At 72.7% G+C, this 16,474-nt stretch carries 15 protein-coding genes; 11 read left to right on the top strand and 4 right to left on the bottom strand.

Annotated elements, in window-relative coordinates; genetic code table 11:
• The first annotated feature begins 26 nt into the window (after positions 1–26).
• The 10 genes from EYB28_RS11870 (at position 27) to EYB28_RS11825 (ending at position 10,740) form a co-directional block, all read left to right on the top strand.
• The gene (locus EYB28_RS11870) at positions 27–908 is read left to right on the top strand and encodes a carbohydrate ABC transporter permease (protein WP_166848092.1); all 882 of its coding nucleotides are present in this window, start codon (positions 27–29) and stop codon (positions 906–908) included.
• The gene (locus tag EYB28_RS11865) at positions 905–1,744 is read left to right on the top strand and encodes a carbohydrate ABC transporter permease (protein WP_166848089.1); all 840 of its coding nucleotides are present in this window, start codon (positions 905–907) and stop codon (positions 1,742–1,744) included. The genes EYB28_RS11870 and EYB28_RS11865 overlap by 4 nt, the downstream gene beginning before the upstream one ends.
• Before the next feature lie 5 nt (positions 1,745–1,749).
• Positions 1,750–2,775, top strand: a complete 1,026-nt coding sequence (locus EYB28_RS11860; protein WP_370459473.1) for a LacI family DNA-binding transcriptional regulator — start codon at positions 1,750–1,752, stop codon at positions 2,773–2,775.
• A gap of 154 nt (positions 2,776–2,929) precedes the next feature.
• Positions 2,930–4,498, top strand: a complete 1,569-nt coding sequence (locus EYB28_RS11855) for a glycoside hydrolase family 32 protein (protein ID WP_166848083.1) — start codon at positions 2,930–2,932, stop codon at positions 4,496–4,498.
• Between the two features lie 134 nt (positions 4,499–4,632).
• Positions 4,633–5,724 (top strand): hypothetical protein, encoded by a 1,092-nt coding sequence (locus tag EYB28_RS11850; protein ID WP_166848080.1) that lies wholly within the window; start codon positions 4,633–4,635, stop codon positions 5,722–5,724.
• 52 nt (positions 5,725–5,776) lie between these two features.
• Positions 5,777–6,043 carry a hypothetical protein gene (locus EYB28_RS11845; protein ID WP_205710903.1) on the top strand — a complete coding sequence of 89 codons (267 nt, stop codon included), beginning with the start codon at positions 5,777–5,779 and terminating at the stop codon, positions 6,041–6,043.
• A gap of 531 nt (positions 6,044–6,574) precedes the next feature.
• Positions 6,575–6,778 carry a cold-shock protein gene (locus EYB28_RS11840; protein WP_166848077.1) on the top strand — a complete coding sequence of 68 codons (204 nt, stop codon included), beginning with the start codon at positions 6,575–6,577 and terminating at the stop codon, positions 6,776–6,778.
• Positions 6,779–7,100: 322 nt separating this feature from the next.
• Positions 7,101–8,276: a pyruvate dehydrogenase (acetyl-transferring) E1 component subunit alpha gene (gene pdhA, locus EYB28_RS11835; protein WP_166848074.1), complete on the top strand. Its 1,176-nt coding sequence runs from the start codon at positions 7,101–7,103 to the stop codon at positions 8,274–8,276.
• On the top strand, positions 8,273–9,274 hold the full coding sequence (locus tag EYB28_RS11830) for an alpha-ketoacid dehydrogenase subunit beta (protein ID WP_166848070.1): 1,002 nt from the start codon (positions 8,273–8,275) through the stop codon (positions 9,272–9,274). The genes pdhA and EYB28_RS11830 overlap by 4 nt, the downstream gene beginning before the upstream one ends.
• Positions 9,275–9,294: 20 nt before the next feature.
• The gene (locus EYB28_RS11825; RefSeq protein ID WP_166848068.1) at positions 9,295–10,740 is read left to right on the top strand and encodes a dihydrolipoamide acetyltransferase family protein; all 1,446 of its coding nucleotides are present in this window, start codon (positions 9,295–9,297) and stop codon (positions 10,738–10,740) included.
• A 77-nt stretch (positions 10,741–10,817) separates the two neighbouring features.
• On the opposite strand, the gene EYB28_RS11820 is transcribed toward EYB28_RS11825, so the two are convergent.
• The 4 genes from EYB28_RS11820 to EYB28_RS11805 are packed head-to-tail and all read right to left on the bottom strand — an operon-like array spanning position 10,818 to position 14,759.
• Positions 10,818–11,636, bottom strand: coding sequence for an ABC transporter ATP-binding protein (locus tag EYB28_RS11820; protein WP_240930524.1), 819 nt, complete (start codon positions 11,634–11,636; stop codon positions 10,818–10,820).
• The gene (locus EYB28_RS11815; RefSeq protein WP_240930523.1) at positions 11,633–12,667 is read right to left on the bottom strand and encodes an iron chelate uptake ABC transporter family permease subunit; all 1,035 of its coding nucleotides are present in this window, start codon (positions 12,665–12,667) and stop codon (positions 11,633–11,635) included. Before EYB28_RS11815 ends, EYB28_RS11820 begins: the two co-directional genes overlap by 4 nt.
• Positions 12,664–13,713, bottom strand: coding sequence for an iron ABC transporter permease (locus tag EYB28_RS11810; protein ID WP_166848062.1), 1,050 nt, complete (start codon positions 13,711–13,713; stop codon positions 12,664–12,666). The genes EYB28_RS11815 and EYB28_RS11810 overlap by 4 nt, the downstream gene beginning before the upstream one ends.
• Complete coding sequence (locus EYB28_RS11805; RefSeq protein ID WP_240930522.1) at positions 13,710–14,759, bottom strand: iron-siderophore ABC transporter substrate-binding protein; 1,050 nt, start codon at positions 14,757–14,759, stop codon at positions 13,710–13,712. Before EYB28_RS11805 ends, EYB28_RS11810 begins: the two co-directional genes overlap by 4 nt.
• Before the next feature lie 208 nt (positions 14,760–14,967).
• Between EYB28_RS11805 and EYB28_RS11800 the strand changes: the two genes are divergently transcribed.
• Positions 14,968–16,413, top strand: coding sequence for a sodium:alanine symporter family protein (locus EYB28_RS11800; protein WP_166848059.1), 1,446 nt, complete (start codon positions 14,968–14,970; stop codon positions 16,411–16,413).
• Positions 16,414–16,474: the final 61 nt, after the last annotated feature.

Below are 16,474 nucleotides of genomic sequence, written 5' to 3'. Positions count from 1 at the left end.
GTCCCCCGACCACCCCCTGAGGTCCCATGCTTCCGCACCGATCGAGAGTCGCGGTTCTCGTCTTCCTCCTGCCACCGCTGCTGCTCTACGGCGTCGCCGTGCTGCTGCCCATCCTGCAGTCGCTCGGTCTGAGCCTGTTCCGCTGGGACGGGATCACGCCGATGGAGTTCGTCGGCCTGGACAACTACGTCCGGATGCTCGGCCGCGACGACGTCTTCTGGCAGGCGTTCGCCAACACGCTCGGGTACCTGGCGATCTGCCTGGTGCTCCAGCTCGGCGGCGCGCTCGTCGTCGCGAGCCTGCTCGTCGCGCTGCGGCGGGGCCGCGAGCTGATCAAGACCCTGTACCTGCTGCCCGCGGTGATCTCCACCGTCGCGATCGCCTTCCTGTTCCGGCAGATCTACTCGCTCGACCCGGTGGGCCTGCTCAACCAGGCCCTCGACATGGTGGGGCTGGACGGGCTGCAGCAGGCGTGGCTGTCGAACGTGTCCACCGTGCTCGTGGCCGTCTCCGTCCCCGAAGGGTGGCGGTTCACCGGCCTGTACATGCTCATCATCTACGCGGCCCTCATGGCCGTGCCGGCCGAGCTGGAGGAGGCCGCGCGGCTCGACGGCGCGAGCCGCTGGCAGGTCTTCACCAAGATCCGCTTCCCGTACATCCGCCCGGTGTGGGTCACGACCGCGATCATGGCCACGACCTACGCGCTGCGCGGTTTCGACATCCCCTACCTGCTCACGAACGGCGGCCCGGGGCAGGCGTCCGAGCTCGTCACCACCTACATGTACAAGTCGGCGTTCAGCCACACCGACTACGGGTACGCCAGCGCCATCTCGGTCTTCATCGTCGTCGAGTGTCTCGTCGCCGTGGGCCTGATCATCGCGCTGCTGCGGCGGAAGGAGAACGCATGAGACGCGAGCGTCTCGACGTGCACCGGTCCCTCAACGGGGTGTTCGTCGGCCTCATCGTCGTCGCCCAGGTCTATCCCCTGGCCTGGCTCTTCCTCACGGCACTGCGCCCCGAGCAGGACTTCGCGTCGTCCAACCCGTTCTCGCTCCCGGGCGCGCTCACCCTGGACAACTTTGCGCGGGCGTTCGAGACCGGCAACCTCGGGCTGAACATCCTCAACAGCCTGGTCGTGACCTTCGGCGCGAACCTGCTCATCGTGGCCCTCGGCATGATGGCGGCGTACGCCCTGGAGGTGCTCGGGTTCCGCCTGCGCGGGTTCGTGCGGGGGCTGTTCCTCATCGGGATCATCGTGCCGGTGCAGATCGCGCTGGTGCCGCTGTTCATCGACTACGCGGCAGTCGGCCTGCTCGACACGTACGGCTCGATGATCATCCCGCTGGCCGGGTTCGCGCTGCCGATGTCGATCTACCTGTTCTCGTCCTTCTACCACTACATCCCGCCGGAGACGTACGAGGCGGCGTCGCTCGACGGCGCGGGCCCGTACCGCATCTTCGGGCAGATCACCCTGCCGCTGTCGCTCAACACGATCGTGACGATCGTCCTGGTCAACAGCATCTTCATCTGGAACGACTTCATCTTCGCGAACACGTTCGTGCTCTCCGACGGCCTGAAGACGATCCCGCTGGGGCTGCAGAACTACATCGGGGCGATGGGCAACGTCGACTGGACGGCGACGTTCGCCGCGGTCTGCGTCACGATCACCCCGCTCATGCTGGTATTCCTGGTGCTCAACAAGGCGATGATCCAGGGGCTCGAGAGCGGGGCGGCGAAGGGATGACGGCGATGTCTGGGAGCGAGGGGCGCCGGCGTCCGGTCACTCTGAAGGAGGTGGCGGCCCGGGCGGGCGTGTCGGTCTCGACGGTGTCCCTGGTGGCCAACGGCAAGAAGAACGCGCGCATCGGCGACGCGGCACGCGCGCGGGTCCTCGCCGCGATCGACGAGCTCGGCTACCGGCCGAACGCGCTCGCGAAGAACCTCGTGCACGGCGAGTCGCGGTTCATCGGGCTGGTCACCGACGGCATCGCCTCGACCCCGTTCGCCGGCCAGGTGGTGCACGGCGCCCAGGACGAGGCGTGGTCGCGCGGGTACATGCTCCTCATCGCGAACAGCGAGGGGAACCCCGAGGCAGAGGAGCGGGCGATCGCGATGCTCCTGGAGCACAAGGTGCACGGCATCCTCTACTCGACCTGGTACCACCGCGAGGTCGTGCCGCCCGCCGGCCTGTCGGAGACCGACACGGTGCTGGTGAACTGCTTCGCCGACGGCGGCCCGTTCGCCGTCGTGCCCGACGAGGTCGGCGGCGGGCTCGCCGCCGCGCGGATGCTCATCGCCGCCGGGCACCGCCGGATCGCGTTCATCAACACCACCACCGAGTCGCCCGCCAAGCAGGGCCGTCTCGCGGGCTACCGGCACGCCCTCGCCGAGGCGGGCATCCCCGAGGACCCGGCGCTGATCATGGAGGCCGAGTCCGCCCAGGAGGGCGGATACGCCTGCGTCGAGCGTGTCGTCGCCTCGGGCGCGACCGGGGTGTGCTGCCACAACGACCGCGTCGCGCAGGGGCTCTACGACGGGCTCAAGGAGCGCGGGCTGCGGATCCCCGACGACGTCTCGGTGGTGGGCTTCGACAACCAGGAGATCATCGCCGCGCACCTGCGGCCCGGGCTCAGCACCGTCGCCCTTCCGCACTACGAGCTCGGCGTCGCCGGTGTGCGGGCGTTGCTCGACGGCGTCCCGGCCGGGGCCGCGGACCGGCTGACGATCGAGTGCCCGCCGGTGGAGCGCGGGTCCGTGCTCACCGTGACCGCGTGAACCCGACGCTCCCGGGGCCGGTGCCCGGCACGACGGGCTGACGCCCCGACCGGCCCCGGTGCGTGGGACGCCGGTGTCCCACGCCTGTGATCAAGCGATTGATCACGTGTCCAGCGGCCGACCGGCCGCGATCCCCGACAAGAAAGGCCTTGTCATGACACACCTCTCCCGCCGCTCCCTGCTGCGCTCCGTGGGCGTCGGCGCCCTCGCCGCGGGCCTCGCCCCCGCGATGCACCTCGCCCCCGCGCCCCGGGCGAGCGCTGTGGGCTCGCTGCGCGCCCGCTACCACCTGACCCCGCCGGCCGGGTGGCTCTGCGACCCGCAGCGGCCGATCGACGTCGACGGCGCCTACCGCCTCTACTACCTGCACTCCGACACCAACAACGCCGACGGCGGCTGGGACCACGCCACGACCACGGACTGCGTGGCGTTCACGCATCACGGCGTCGCCATCCCGCTGGAGCCGGACTTCCCCGTCTGGTCCGGCTCCGCCGTGGTCGATGCGGCGAACACCGCGGGCTACGGCGCCGGGGCCGTCGTCGCGCTGGCCACCCAGCCCACCGACGGGGTGCGCCGCTACCAGGAGCAGTACCTCTACTGGTCCACGGACGGCGGAGCGACGTTCACCCGGCTGCCGGACCCCGTGATCGTCAACACCGACGGGCGCACCGCCGAGACCCCGGAGGAGATCGAGAACGCCGAGTGGTTCCGCGACCCGAAGGTCCATTGGGACGCCGTCCGCGGCGAGTGGGTCTGCGTCATCGGCCGGCGCAGGTACGCGTCGTTCTACACGTCGCCGAACCTGCGCGACTGGACCTGGACGTCGAACTTCGACTACATCGTCGACGCCGGCGACCCGGACCTCGGTGGCATCGAGTGCCCCGACCTGTTCGAGATCACCGCTGACGACGGCACCCACCACTGGGTGTTCGCCGCCAGCATGGACGCCTGGGGTGTCGGGCTGCCCATGACCTACGCGTACTGGACGGGCGCGTGGGACGGCACGACGTTCGTGGCGGACGACCTCACCCCCCAGTGGCTCGACCGCGGGTGGGACTGGTACGCCGCCGTCACCTGGCCGGACCGCACCGACCCCGACCACGTGCGGTACGCCGTCGCCTGGATGAACAACTGGAAGTACGCCGCCCGGGACGTGCCCACCGACGCCACCGACGGCTACAACGGGCAGAACTCCGTGGTCCGCGAGATCCGGCTCGTGCGCCAGCCCGGCGGCTGGTACTCGCTGCTCAGCGAGCCCGTGCCCGCACTGCGTGACCACGTCGCGTCGACGACGACCCTGCCCGACCAGGTCGTCGACGGCTCCGTCGTCCTGCCGTGGACCGGCCGGTCGTACGAGCTCGAGCTCGACATGTCGTGGGAGTCGCTGCAGAACATCGGCGTCTCCGTCGGCCGCTCCGCAGACGGGTCCCGGCACACCAACATCGGCGTCTTCGGGGACCGGCTCTACGTGGACCGCGGCCCGTCCGACCGGCCGGAGTACTCCTTCGGAGAGTTCACCCAGGCCGAGGCTCCGATCGACCCCGCCGCGCGCCTGGTCCACCTGCGGGTGCTCGTCGACATGCAGAGCGTGGAGGTGTTCGTCGACGCCGGCCACACCGTCCTGTCCCAGCAGGTGTACTTCGTCGACGGCGACGACGGGATCTCGCTGTACGCCGACGGCGGCACGGGCACGTTCTCCGGGATCACCGTCCGGGAGCTCTGAGCGCGGCCCGGACGTCGTGTGCCCGGCGGGCCGAGTCGCTCGCCGGGCACGCGACCCCGTCGCGCGGGACGCATGCCCTCGACCGCGACGAGAAAAGCCGGGACGGGCGGGGGCGGCGCTCCTACGCTCGTGGGGTGACCGCCACGTCCCTCGACCCGGCCGCGCTGCTGTCCGGGCCGCGCGGGCGCCGGCTGTGCCTGGAGCTCGCACAGCTGCTCGACGACGAGGTCTACCAGGCCGTGTTTCACGCCTCGTACGACCTCGACCCGGGCGCGGGCACGTCGGTCGTCATGTTCGGCCCGGGCACGGAGGCGCGGCCGCGGCTGACCCCGGCCGACGTCGTGCGCCGCCTCGACGCCGTGCCGCTCGCCGACCTCGACGAGCGGGTCGTGCTCGCGGCGCTGGTGGAGATGGTCGCGACGGCGCGCTACTGGCAGGAACCGGACGGCCCGGACGTGCTGGCCGCGATGCCGGAGGTCTCGGCGGCGCTTGGGCGCGTCGCGGAGCACCTGGTCTCGACGGCGTGCGTCGGGTGGTGGTCGGATCCGGTGCCCGCCGGCGCGGACCGCGAGGTGGTCTGGCACGAGGACGGGCGGCCGGACACCCCGAGCGGGATGCCCGACGACGTCGACGGGCTGCTGGCCGCGTGGCGCACCGACGCCGTCGAGGACGAACTGCGCGCGGTGTGGGAGCGCCCCGCCGACCCGACGGCCGGATGGGGCGGGATCTGGTGGTCCGCGCCGCCGCGGGAGCTGCAGCGCAGCACCCGCGACCTAGGCACCGCCGGCCCGGTGGGTCTGTGGCTGGTCGAGGACTCGTTCGGCTGGGAGCGGGCCACGGTCCGGCCGGTCGTGCCGGCGCCGGGCGCCCGGGTCCTGACGGTCGACGGCCCGGACGACTGGGCGGACCTGTGCCGCCGGCACCCGCTCGTCGTCACGGCGTCGCGCCGCCACGACTGGTACCGGACCACCGGCCGCGACGGCGCCTGGGTGCAGCCGGACTGGTCGGCGGTGGCCGGTGAGGCGGACGCCGTTCACCTCACCGTGCGCGGCTACGTCACGACGGCGGGCCTTCCTGTGCCCGTCGCCGACGGCGTCGCGTCCGTGCTCGCCGGATGGGACCCGGACGCGACGTACTGGTTCGCCGCCGCGTCGCCCGCGCCCGGCGCCGTCGAGGGCTGGTGGTACGACCAGGACGGCGACTCCTGGCGGCGGGACGGCACCTGAACCGCGAGGCCTCCGGTTGCGGCCAGGCGAGACCGGGGAAGACTTCACGCACATGGACGACGTGAACTACGACCAGCTCGCCGACGACTACGGGTGGCTCCTCGGCGGCGCCGCCGTCGCCGTGTACCTCACGTTCCTGGTCGTGATCCTGGTCGCGTACATCCGGATCATCCAGAAGGCGGGCTACTCGGGCTGGTGGGTGCTCGTCGGGATCGTCCCGATCCTCAACCTGGTGATGTTCCTGGTCTTCGCGTTCTCGCGCTGGCCCGTGCTGCGCGAGCGGGAGGCGCTGCGCGCCGGGCGGCCGCCCGTCGTCTGACCCGTCCGCGGGAAGGCCCGGAGGCCGGTCGTGTACCCTGGCTGTGCGCACGTCGTCGCGGCCCGGAGCTGCGACCCTCTTCGGTTCCTCAGCATCGAAGCGAGAACCCGCGCACCGACGGCCCGCCCGTCGCACCCGACGATCTCCGCCCACCGTGCGCGGAGCGAGAGCAGTGAGCATCACGACTTCCATCCTTGAACGTCCCGTGCCCGCACCCCGGTCCTCGACCGACCGCGGCACAGGACCGGCCCCCGTGTGGCGCCGCGCCGACGACGACCTCTGGGTCGCGACGGTCGCAGGCGAGTACGCCGGCCTGATCGCCCGACTTCCCGACGGCTTCCGCGCCCACGACCGCTACACGCGGCCGATCGGCGTGGCCGCCACCCTGGCCGAGGCCATGCGACTGCACACGCAGCCCCGCCCCGGCACGGCGTGCGCCCGACGCGCGCGCCGCACCCACCGTCCGCGCCCCTCGGGCGCGACGACCGGACCCACGTTCGCGGGTCCGTCGCATCAACGAGAGAAGACATCATGACCACCGGAACTGTGAAGTGGTTCAACGAGGAGAAGGGGTTCGGCTTCATCGCCCCCGAGGACGGCACGGCTGACGTGTTCGCGCACTACAGCGCGATCGCCGCCGACGGCTTCCGCACCCTCGCCGAGAACCAGAAGGTCGAGTTCGACGTCACCCAGGGGCCCAAGGGCCTGCAGGCGTCGAACATCCGCTCGATCTGACGAGCTTCCGGCCCTGTGCGTGACGCTCGGGGCCGACACCAGGAGGCAGGGCCGCGAATCGCGGCCCTGCCTTCTCGCTGTTCCGGGCCGGTCGGACGTCCCGACCCGACGTCACCGGCCGCGGCGCGGATTGGAGGATTCCTCCAATCCGAGCGGGGGGACATTGGCACCGACGCCGGGGGGTGCTCCCCATGGACCACAACCTACGCTGGCGTAGGCTACGAAGGCGTAGGTTCCTTCCGGGTGCACCCGCACCCGCCGGGAACCTCGCTCGTGCCGGAGCAGCCCAGCCCCGACCGGGGCCGCCAGCGAAGGAGAACGCGTGCCGAACCCCCAGCCCGGCGAGGCCCCCGCCGGGGCCGACGTCGCCCCCGTCGACGTCACGCCCCTCGTCCAGCTCGTCTCGCCCACCGGCGAGCGTGTCGTCGAACCCGACAACGCGACCTACCGTTCGCGAGTCGACCACCTCACCTCCGAGGACCTGCGTGCGATGTACCGCGACATGGTGCTGACGCGGCGGTTCGACGACGAGGCCACGGCCCTGCAGCGCCAGGGCGAGCTCGCGCTGTACGCGCAGGGCCGTGGCCAGGAGGCCGCCCAGGTGGGGTCGGCGTACGCGCTGGCCCCGCAGGACCACGTCTTCCCGTCCTACCGGGAGCAGGGCGTGCTGCACGTGCGCGGCGTCGACCCCGTGGACCGGCTGCGCCTGTTCCGCGGTGAGGACCACGGCGGCTGGGACCCGGCCGAGCACGGCGTCCAGCTGTACACGCTCGTCATCGGCTCTCACGTGCTGCACGCCACCGGCTACGCCATGGGGATGCAGCGTGACGGCGCCGTCGGCACGGGGGACCCCGCGCGAGACGGCGCGGTCGTGACCTACTTCGGCGACGGCGCCACCAGTCAGGGCGACGTCAGCGAGGGCCTCGTCTTCGCCGCCGTCAACGGCGCGCCCGTCGTGTTCTTCTGCCAGAACAACCAGTGGGCCATCTCCGAGCCGACGACGCGTCAGTCGCGGTCTCCGCTGTACCGGCGCGGCGAGGGGTTCGGCGTGCCGAGCGTGCGGGTGGACGGCAACGACGTCCTCGCCTGCTACGCCGTGACGGCCGAGGCCCTGGAGCGGGCGCGCTCCGGCGGCGGGCCGACGTTCATCGAGGCCTACACGTACCGCATGGGCGCGCACACGACGTCCGACGACCCCACGAAGTACCGCGACCGCGCCGAGGAGGAGCACTGGCGCCAGCGCGACCCGATCGACCGGGTGGCGGCGCTGCTGCGCGCGGAGGGCGACTGGGACGACGCGTGGGCCGCCGGCGTCGAGGAGGAGGCGGACGCGCTGGGCGAGCGGCTGCGCGCCGAGGTGCGCGAGCTCGGCGCCCCGCCGTCCACCGCGATGTTCGAGCACGTGTACGCCACCGAGCACGCGCAGGTCGCCGCCGAGCGGGCCTGGTACCAGCAGTACGAGCGCGAGACCGACCAGACGACGGAGGCGGCCCGATGAGCGAGACCCTCACCTTCGCCCGCGCCCTCACCGAGGGGCTGCGCTCCGCGCTGGAGTCCGACGAGAAGGTGCTCGTCATGGGCGAGGACGTCGGCCGCCTGGGCGGCGTCTTCCGCATCACCGAGGGGCTGCAGAAGGACTTCGGCGAGGACCGCGTCGTCGACACCCCGCTGGCGGAGTCCGGCATCGTCGGCACCGCCATCGGCCTCGCGCTGCGCGGGTACCGGCCGGTGTGCGAGATCCAGTTCGACGGCTTCGTCTTCCCCGCCTACGACCAGATCACCACCCAGCTGGCCAAGATGCACTACCGCTCGCGCGGCCGCCTGCAGGTGCCCGTGGTCATCCGCATCCCGTACGGCGGCGGCATCGGCGCGATCGAGCACCACTCGGAGAGCCCCGAGGCGCTGTTCGCCCACACCCCGGGTCTCCGCGTCGTGTCGCCGGGAACCCCGCAGGACGCGTACGACATGATCCGCGCCGCGGTGGCGTCCCCGGACCCGGTGCTGTTCTTCGAGCCCAAGGGCCGGTACTGGACCAAGGGCGAGGTCACGACGAGCCCCTACCCGTCGGCGCGGGACGCCGGGGCGGCGGATGTGCTGAACCGCGCGCGAGTCGCGCGCTCGGGCACCGACGTCACGCTCGTCGCCTACGGGCCGACCGTCGCGACGGCCCTCAAGGCCGCCGACGCGCTGAGCGCCGAGGGCACCAGCGCCGAGGTCGTCGACCTGAGGGCGATCTCGCCCCTCGACGTGCCCGCCGTCGCCGAGTCCGTGAAGCGGACCGGGCGCTGCGTCGTCGTGCACGAGGCCCCGTCGTTCCACGGCTCGGGTGCCGAGGTCGCGGCCCGCGTGAGCGAGGAGTGCTTCTACTCGCTGGAGGCCCCCGTGGTGCGCGTCGGCGGGTTCCACGCGCCCTACCCCGTGGCCAAGCTGGAGCACGAGTACCTGCCGAGCGTCGACCGCGTCCTGGACGCCGTCGACCGCGTGCTGGCCCACTGAGAGCGGACCGGAGGAGAACGATGACGACCCAGCGGTTCCCGCTGCCCGACGTGGGGGAGGGCCTCACCGAGGCCGAGATCGTGGAGTGGCGCGTCGCCGTCGGCGACACCGTCGCCGTCAACCAGGTGATCGTGGAGATCGAGAGCGCCAAGTCGCTCGTCGAGCTGCCGTCGCCGTGGGCCGGCACCGTCACGGCGCTGCTGGCCGAGGAGGGCACCACCGTCGACGTCGGCACCCCGATCATCGAGGTCGCCACCGGCGCGGAGGAACCGTCGGGCGGCACGCCAGCCCCTGAGTCCGACACCGCGGCCGGCGAGGGGTCCGGGTCCGTGCTCGTCGGGTACGGCACCGGCGACGGCGCGTCCTCCGGGCGGCGCCGCCGTCGGCGGGGTGGCGCGGACGCCGCCGCGACGGCCGCTCCGGCCCCGGCGCCGGCCGCACCGGTGGAGCCCACGCCGGTACCGGCTCCCGCACCTGTCGCGGCGCCGTCGGGCCCCGTCATCGAGAAGGCGATGGCGAGCGTCCCGGCCGCGCCGGACGGGTCGTCGTCGGCGCAGCGCGCCCGCGTGCTCGCGAAGCCGCCGGTACGCAAGCTCGCCAAGGACCTCGGCGTCGAGCTCGCGTCCGTGCACGCGACCGGCCCCGGCGGGATCGTCACGCGGGAGGACGTCGTCGCGTACCATGAGGCCGCCGCCCCCAAGGCCCTGGCCACGTACGCCGACGACGACCAGCCCTGGCTCGCGTCCGGCACGGTCACCCAGGACGGCCGCGAGACCCGCGTGCCGGTGAAGTCCGTGCGCAAGCGCACCGCCGAGGCGATGGTGGCCAGCGCGTTCACCGCACCGCACGTCACCGTCTTCCAGACCGTCGACGTGACCAGGACGATGAAGCTCGTCGCCCGGCTGAAGGAGGACCGCGACTTCGCCGACGTGCGGGTCACGCCGCTGCTCGTGGCGGTCAAGGCGATGCTGCTCGCCGTCAACCGGCACCCCGAGATCAACGCGAGCTGGGACGACTCCTCCCAGGAGATCGTCTACAAGCACTACGTGAACCTCGGCGTCGCAGCCGCGACCCCGCGCGGGCTGGTCGTGCCGAACATCAAGGACGCGCACACCCTCGACCTGCTCGGGCTGGCGTCGGCGATCGCCGACCTGACCGCCACCGCCCGTGCGGGCCGCACCTCGCCCGCCGCGATGTCGGACGGCACGATCACGATCACGAACGTCGGGATCTTCGGCACCGACACCGGCACGCCGATCCTCAACCCCGGCGAGGCCGCCATCCTCGCGTTCGGCGCCATCCGCAAGCAGCCGTGGGTGCACAAGGGCAAGATCAAGCCCCGCTGGGTCACCCAGCTCGCACTGTCCGTCGACCACCGCCTGGTCGACGGCGAGCTTGCCGCGCGCTACCTGGCAGACGTCGCGAGGGTGCTCGAGGAGCCGGCCCGCGGACTCGTCTGGGGCTGACCCCGGTTTCGTTCGGCAGTCCGGTACTCATTCGGTGCCCGCAGGTGCCGAGCGAGTACCGGACTGCCGAACGAAGCTCAGGGGCGGGCGAGCGGCACGACCATGGGCGTGCCGCTCTGCGGGTCCTTCGCGATCTCGCAGGGAAGGTCGAACACGTCGCGCACGAGCGCGGCGCCGGGCTCGCCGCCCAGCACGGCCTCGGGGGCGCCCTGCGCGTGCACGGCGCCGTCGCGCATCACGACGAGGTGGTCGGCGTAGCGGGCGGCCTGGTTGAGGTCGTGCAGCACGGCGACGACGGTCCGCCCCCGGTCGCGCATCTCCTGGCAGAGGTGCAGCACGTCGATCTGGTGCGACAGGTCGAGGAACGACGTCGGCTCGTCGAGCAGCACGTAGCGCGTGTCCTGCGCCAGGGTCATGGCGATCCACGCCCGCTGCCGCTGGCCGCCGGACAGGGAGTCGACCGGCACGTCCGGCCGCGCGTCGACGCCGGTGGCGGCCATCGCGGCGGCGACGGCCTCGTCGTCGCCGGGCGCCCACTGGCGCAGCGGCGAGTGGTACGGGTGGCGGCCGCGCGCGACCAGGCCGTGCACCGTGACGCCGTCGGGCACCACCGGGTCCTGCGGCAGGAACGCCAGGTGGCGGGCGAGGTGCTTGGGACGCCACTCGTCCAGCGGGCGGCCGTCGAGGGCCACGCGGCCGGCGGTGGGCCGCAGCGTCCGCGCGAGAGCCCGCACGAGGGTGGACTTGCCGCAGCCGTTGGGGCCGACGACGGCCGTGAACGCGCCGGCGGGGAGCTCCAGGTCCAGGCTGTCGAGCACCGTCGTCGCGCCGTACCCGACGGTGAGGCCGGTCGCGGTGATCCCGGGTCGGTGCTGCTCGGGTGCGGTCCGGTTCACCGTGTCCTCTTCCATCCGGTCGTCAGCAGGTAGCCCAGGTACAGGCCGCCGAGGCCGCCCGTGACGACGCCGACGGGCAGGCCCTCCAGGAACGGGACGTGCTGCACCAGCAGGTCCGCGCCGACCACCAGCACGGCGCCGGTGACGGCCGCGGCGGCGAGGTTCGGGCCGGGTGCCCGCGTGAGCATGCGGGCGACGTGCGGGGCGGCCAGCGCGACGAACGTGATCGGGCCGGACACCGCCACGGCGGCGGCGGACAGCAGCACCGACAGCACGATCGCCAGCGTACGGGTCTGCGCGGACCGGGCCCCCAGCGCGTCCGTGAGCGGGTCGCCCATGTCGGCGACGGCGAGCCGGTGGGCGAGCATCGCCACGCACGGGACGAGGACCACGAGGGCCACGGCGATCTGGGCCACGTGCTCCATGGAGCGCGAGCCGAGGGACCCGACGACGTAGGCGGCCAGCTCGGCGCCCTGGTCGCGCAGCATCACGGCGACGACGTACTGGGTGACGGCGGTGGCCATCGCCGCGACGCCGATACCGGTGACGATGAGGCGGGCGGGGGAGGAGAAGCCGGTACCGGTGGCCAGGTACACGAGCCCGATGGCGGCCACGGCACCGACCACCGCCCCGACCGGGGCCGGCACGGAGCCGGGGACCAGCAGGGTGAACACCGCGACGCCCGCCCCGGCGCCCGCGCCGAGGCCGATGACGTCGGGGCTGCCGAGCGGGTTCCGGGTCACCGTCTGGAACAGGGCACCGGACAGCCCGAGCGCCACGCCGACGCCCGCCCCGACGAGCAGCCGCGGGCCGCGGATCCGCTCGAGGACGAACGTGGTCTTCGTGCCGGCGTCACCGCGGAGCGCGGCGAGCGCGTCCGCCGGCGACAGCCCGAGGTCACCGAGCGCGAGCGTCGCCGCGGCCAGCGCGACCAGCACCAGGGCCAGCGCCGTCAGGACGCGCGCGGTGCGCACCTGGTACGGGACGGCGAGGACGGTGCCCGCGCGCACCCACCGGCGTCCCGACCTCAAGAGGTCACCTTGCCGCGGCGCACGGCCAGCAGCAGGAACGGGGCGCCGACGAACGCGGTGACCACTCCCACCATGAGCTCGTTGGGCCGTGCGACGACGCGCGCGAGCACGTCCGCCACGACGAGCAGCGCGGCGCCGAGCACGAGCGCCGTCGGCAGCTGCCAGCGGTGCGCGGTGCCGACGAGGGCGCGTACGACGTGCGGCACGGCCAGGCCGACGAAGGCGATCGGGCCCGCGGCCGCGGTCGCCGCGGCCGCGAGGAGCGTCGCCGCGGCGATGCCCAGACCCCGGACGAGCGGCACGCGCACGCCGAGCGACGTCGCGAGCTCGTCGCCGAGCGAGAGCGTGTCGAGCGACGACGACAGCGCGAGCGCGCCGAGGGCCCCGACCACGGCAGCGGGGGCCACAGCCTGCAGCGTCGCGAGGTCGGCGCCGGCCAGGGAGCCGACCACCCAGCGCCGGTAGGAGTCGAAGACGTCGGGCCGCGACAGCACCATCGCCTGGATGTACGCGTACAGGACGGCGGACAGCACGGCGCCGGCCAGCACCAGCGGCACGACGCTGTCGCTGCCGGAGCGCCGGCCGAGCGCGACCACCACGACGACGGCCGCGACCGCGCCCGGGAGGGCGACCCACACGGTGGCGCTGCCGCCCGTGAAGCCGAAGAACGCCGTCGCGGTGACGATCGCGGCCGACGCGCCGACGGTGACCCCCAGCAGCCCGGGCTCCCCGAGGGGGTTGCGGGTGATCCCCTGCACCACGACGCCGGAGGCGGCCAGCGCGGCCCCGACGAGCGCGCCGAGGGCCGTGCGCGCCACGCGCGAGTCGACCACGGCCCGCACGTACTCGTCCCCGCCGCCGGTCAGGACCGGCAGCACGTCGCCGAGGCCGGTGTCCTTGCTGCCGGCGAAGAGGCTGACGACGGCGACGACGGCCAGCAGCACGACGGACGCCGTCAGCACGGTGAGCGCGCGCGACGCCCGCACGCCGGTGCGGCGTGCGGGCGTGCGGGCGGGGGAGCCGGCCGGGCGGGCCGTCGTCGTCACCGGTCGAGCTTCGCCACGGCCTCGTCGATGAGCGGGACGTAGCGCTCCAGCGTCCACGGGACGGTGAGCGGGTTGATCATGGACGACGCCGTCACGAACGACTGGTCCTCGGCCGCGACGACGGAGTCGCGCTCGATCGCCGGGATCTGCTCGTACAGCTTCTGCGACTCGATCTGCTTCCGCGTCTCGGCGTCGGAGTAGAACGTGAAGATCAGGTCGGAGTCGGCGAGCATGTCGGCGTTCTCCAGGCCGATGACGGCGGAGTCGGTGCCCGCGACCTCGTACTCGCCGAGCTCGTCGACGACGGGGTCGATGGTGAGGCCGAGGGCGCTCACCATGGCGGCGCGCTGCTCGTCGGGCAGGAAGACGCCGAGGGTGCCGGGCCCGTCGGTGTAGATGTACGAGAACGTGATGCCGTCGTACTCGGGCTTCGCGGCGCCGTCGAGCTGGGTCTCGAGGTCGGTGACGAGCTGCTCCGCCTCGCCCTTCTGCCCCATGGCCTCGCCGATCGTGGTGATCTGCTCGTCCCACTCGATGGTCCACGGCTGCTCGGGGTACGCCACGGTGGGGGCGATGTCCGCCAGCAGGTCGTACTGGTCCTGGGTGATGCCGGACCAGGGGGCGAGGATCAGGTCGGGCTCGAGCTCGAGGATCGCCTCGACGTCGAGCTCGGTGCCTCCGGTGAACTGCTCCGGCAGGTCGGCGCCCTCGGCCTCGACGGCCTCGTGGATCCACGGCAGGTAGCCGGTGTCGTCGGCGCCCCACGGGTACTCCTCGATCCCGACGGGCACGGTGCCGAGCGCGATGGCGGTCTCCGTCGATCCCTGGCCGAGCGTGACGACGCGCTCCGGCTTCTCCGTGATCTCGGCCTCGCCGAGGGCGTGCGTGATGGTGACGGGCTCGAAGGCTGCTTCGGTGGCCGTGTCGGGGCTCGCGTCGCCCTCGCCGGGCGAGTCCGTCCCGCTCGCGCAGGAGGCGAGCAGCGTGGCGGCGGCCGCGGCCGCGGCGACGGTCGTCAGCGCACGACGGCGTGTGGTGGTCTGCACAGGTGTTCTCCGCAGGGTCGGTCGAGGGACGGGGCAGGGGGCTTAGGGGAGCCTAACCAAAGTGGGGGCCCAGGGGAAGTTCGTCCGCCCTCACCGCTCCGGGGCGAGTCGGTACCGATGAACGACCGGTTCGAGATGGTTCGCTAAGGTCACCGACCGGTTCCGCCTCCGACGTCGGGACTGACGCGACCGAAAGGCCTGCACGACCATGGAAAGCTTCAACGGCGCCCTTGCCGCGTTCAACAACGGGCTCTGGCTGTACCTCGTCATCCCGGTGCTCGCCGCGCTGTGCCTCTGGTTCACCGTCCGCTCCGGGGTGGTGCAGCTCCGGCTGCTTCCGGACATGTTCCGGTCGATCGTCGAGAAGCCGGACGGCACGCCAGGCCACCGGCCCGTCTCGCCCTTCAAGGCGTTCGCGATCTCGGCCGCCGCACGGATCGGGACGGGCAACATCGTGGGCGTGGCCACCGCGATCGCGCTCGGCGGCCCCGGCGCCGTCTTCTGGATGTGGGTGATGGGTCTCGTCGTAGGCTCGGCCAGCTTCGTCGAGTCGACGCTCGCCCAGCTCTACAAGGTCCGCGACGGCAAGATCTTCCGCGGCGGCCCCGCCTACTACATGGAGCGCGGCCTCGGGAAGCGGTGGATGGGCCTGCTGTTCGCCGTCGTGATCATCGTGACGTTCAGCTTCGTCTTCAACTCGGTGCAGGCGAACACGATCTCCGGCGCACTCGGCACGTCGGCCGAGCAGCTGTTCGGCGCGACGCCGAGCTGGCTCGCGCCCGTCACGGGCGCGGCGCTGGTGGTCCTGGTGGGTGTGATCATCTTCGGGGGCCTGCACCGGATCGCGAGCACGGCGCAGATGCTCGTGCCGCTCATGGTGGTGCTCTACATGCTCCTCGGCCTGCTGGTGATCGCGCTCAACCTCGACAAGGTGCCCGACGTCCTCGGGACCATCGTGGGCAGCGCGGTCGGGGTCCGGGAGTTCGCCGCCGCCGGCGTCGGCACCGCCATCTCCCAGGGCGTGCGCCGCGGGATGTTCTCCAACGAGGCCGGCCTCGGATCGGCGCCGAACGCGGCCGCCACCGCGAGCGTGAGCCACCCGGTGAAGCAGGGCCTGGTGCAGACCCTCGGCGTCTACATCGACACCCTGCTCGTCTGCTCGGTCACCGCGTTCATCGTGCTCGTGTCCGCCCCCACGTACGGGGAGAACGCCGGCCCGACCATGACGCAGGAGGCGTTGCAGTCGAGCCTCGGCACGTGGTCGCTGCACGTGCTGACGGCGATCCTGCTGCTGCTGGCGTTCACGTCGGTGCTGGGCAACTACTACTACGGCGAGGCGAACATCGCGTTCCTCACCCGCCGGCCCGAGGCGCTCACCGCGTTCCGGGTCGTCTTCCTGGTGATCGCGTTCCTCGGCTCCATCGGCTCGGTGCAGGTCGTCTGGACCCTCGCCGACACCACGATGGCGGTCATGGCGCTCGTCAACCTCGCGGCGATCGCCCCGCTGAGCGGCGTCGCCTTCCGCCTCATGCGCGACTACACCGCGCAGCGCAAGCAGGGGCTCGATCCGCGGTTCACCCGCGACCGGCTCCCTGGCGTCACCGGCATCGCGTGCTGGGAGCCCGAGCGGGAGCGGGAGCGGGTCAACGCCTGACAGCGGGTCGGGAACAACCTGGCGGTCGCCACCGGTGCCGGTGACGACCGCCAGGTTGTTC

It is taken from the genome of Isoptericola sp. BMS4, from assembly GCF_011634835.1.
Taxonomy (GTDB): Bacteria; Actinomycetota; Actinomycetes; order Actinomycetales; family Cellulomonadaceae; genus Isoptericola.
The sequence above is the reverse complement of the archived record's forward strand: the minus strand, read 5'-3'. Positions and strand labels throughout refer to the sequence as shown.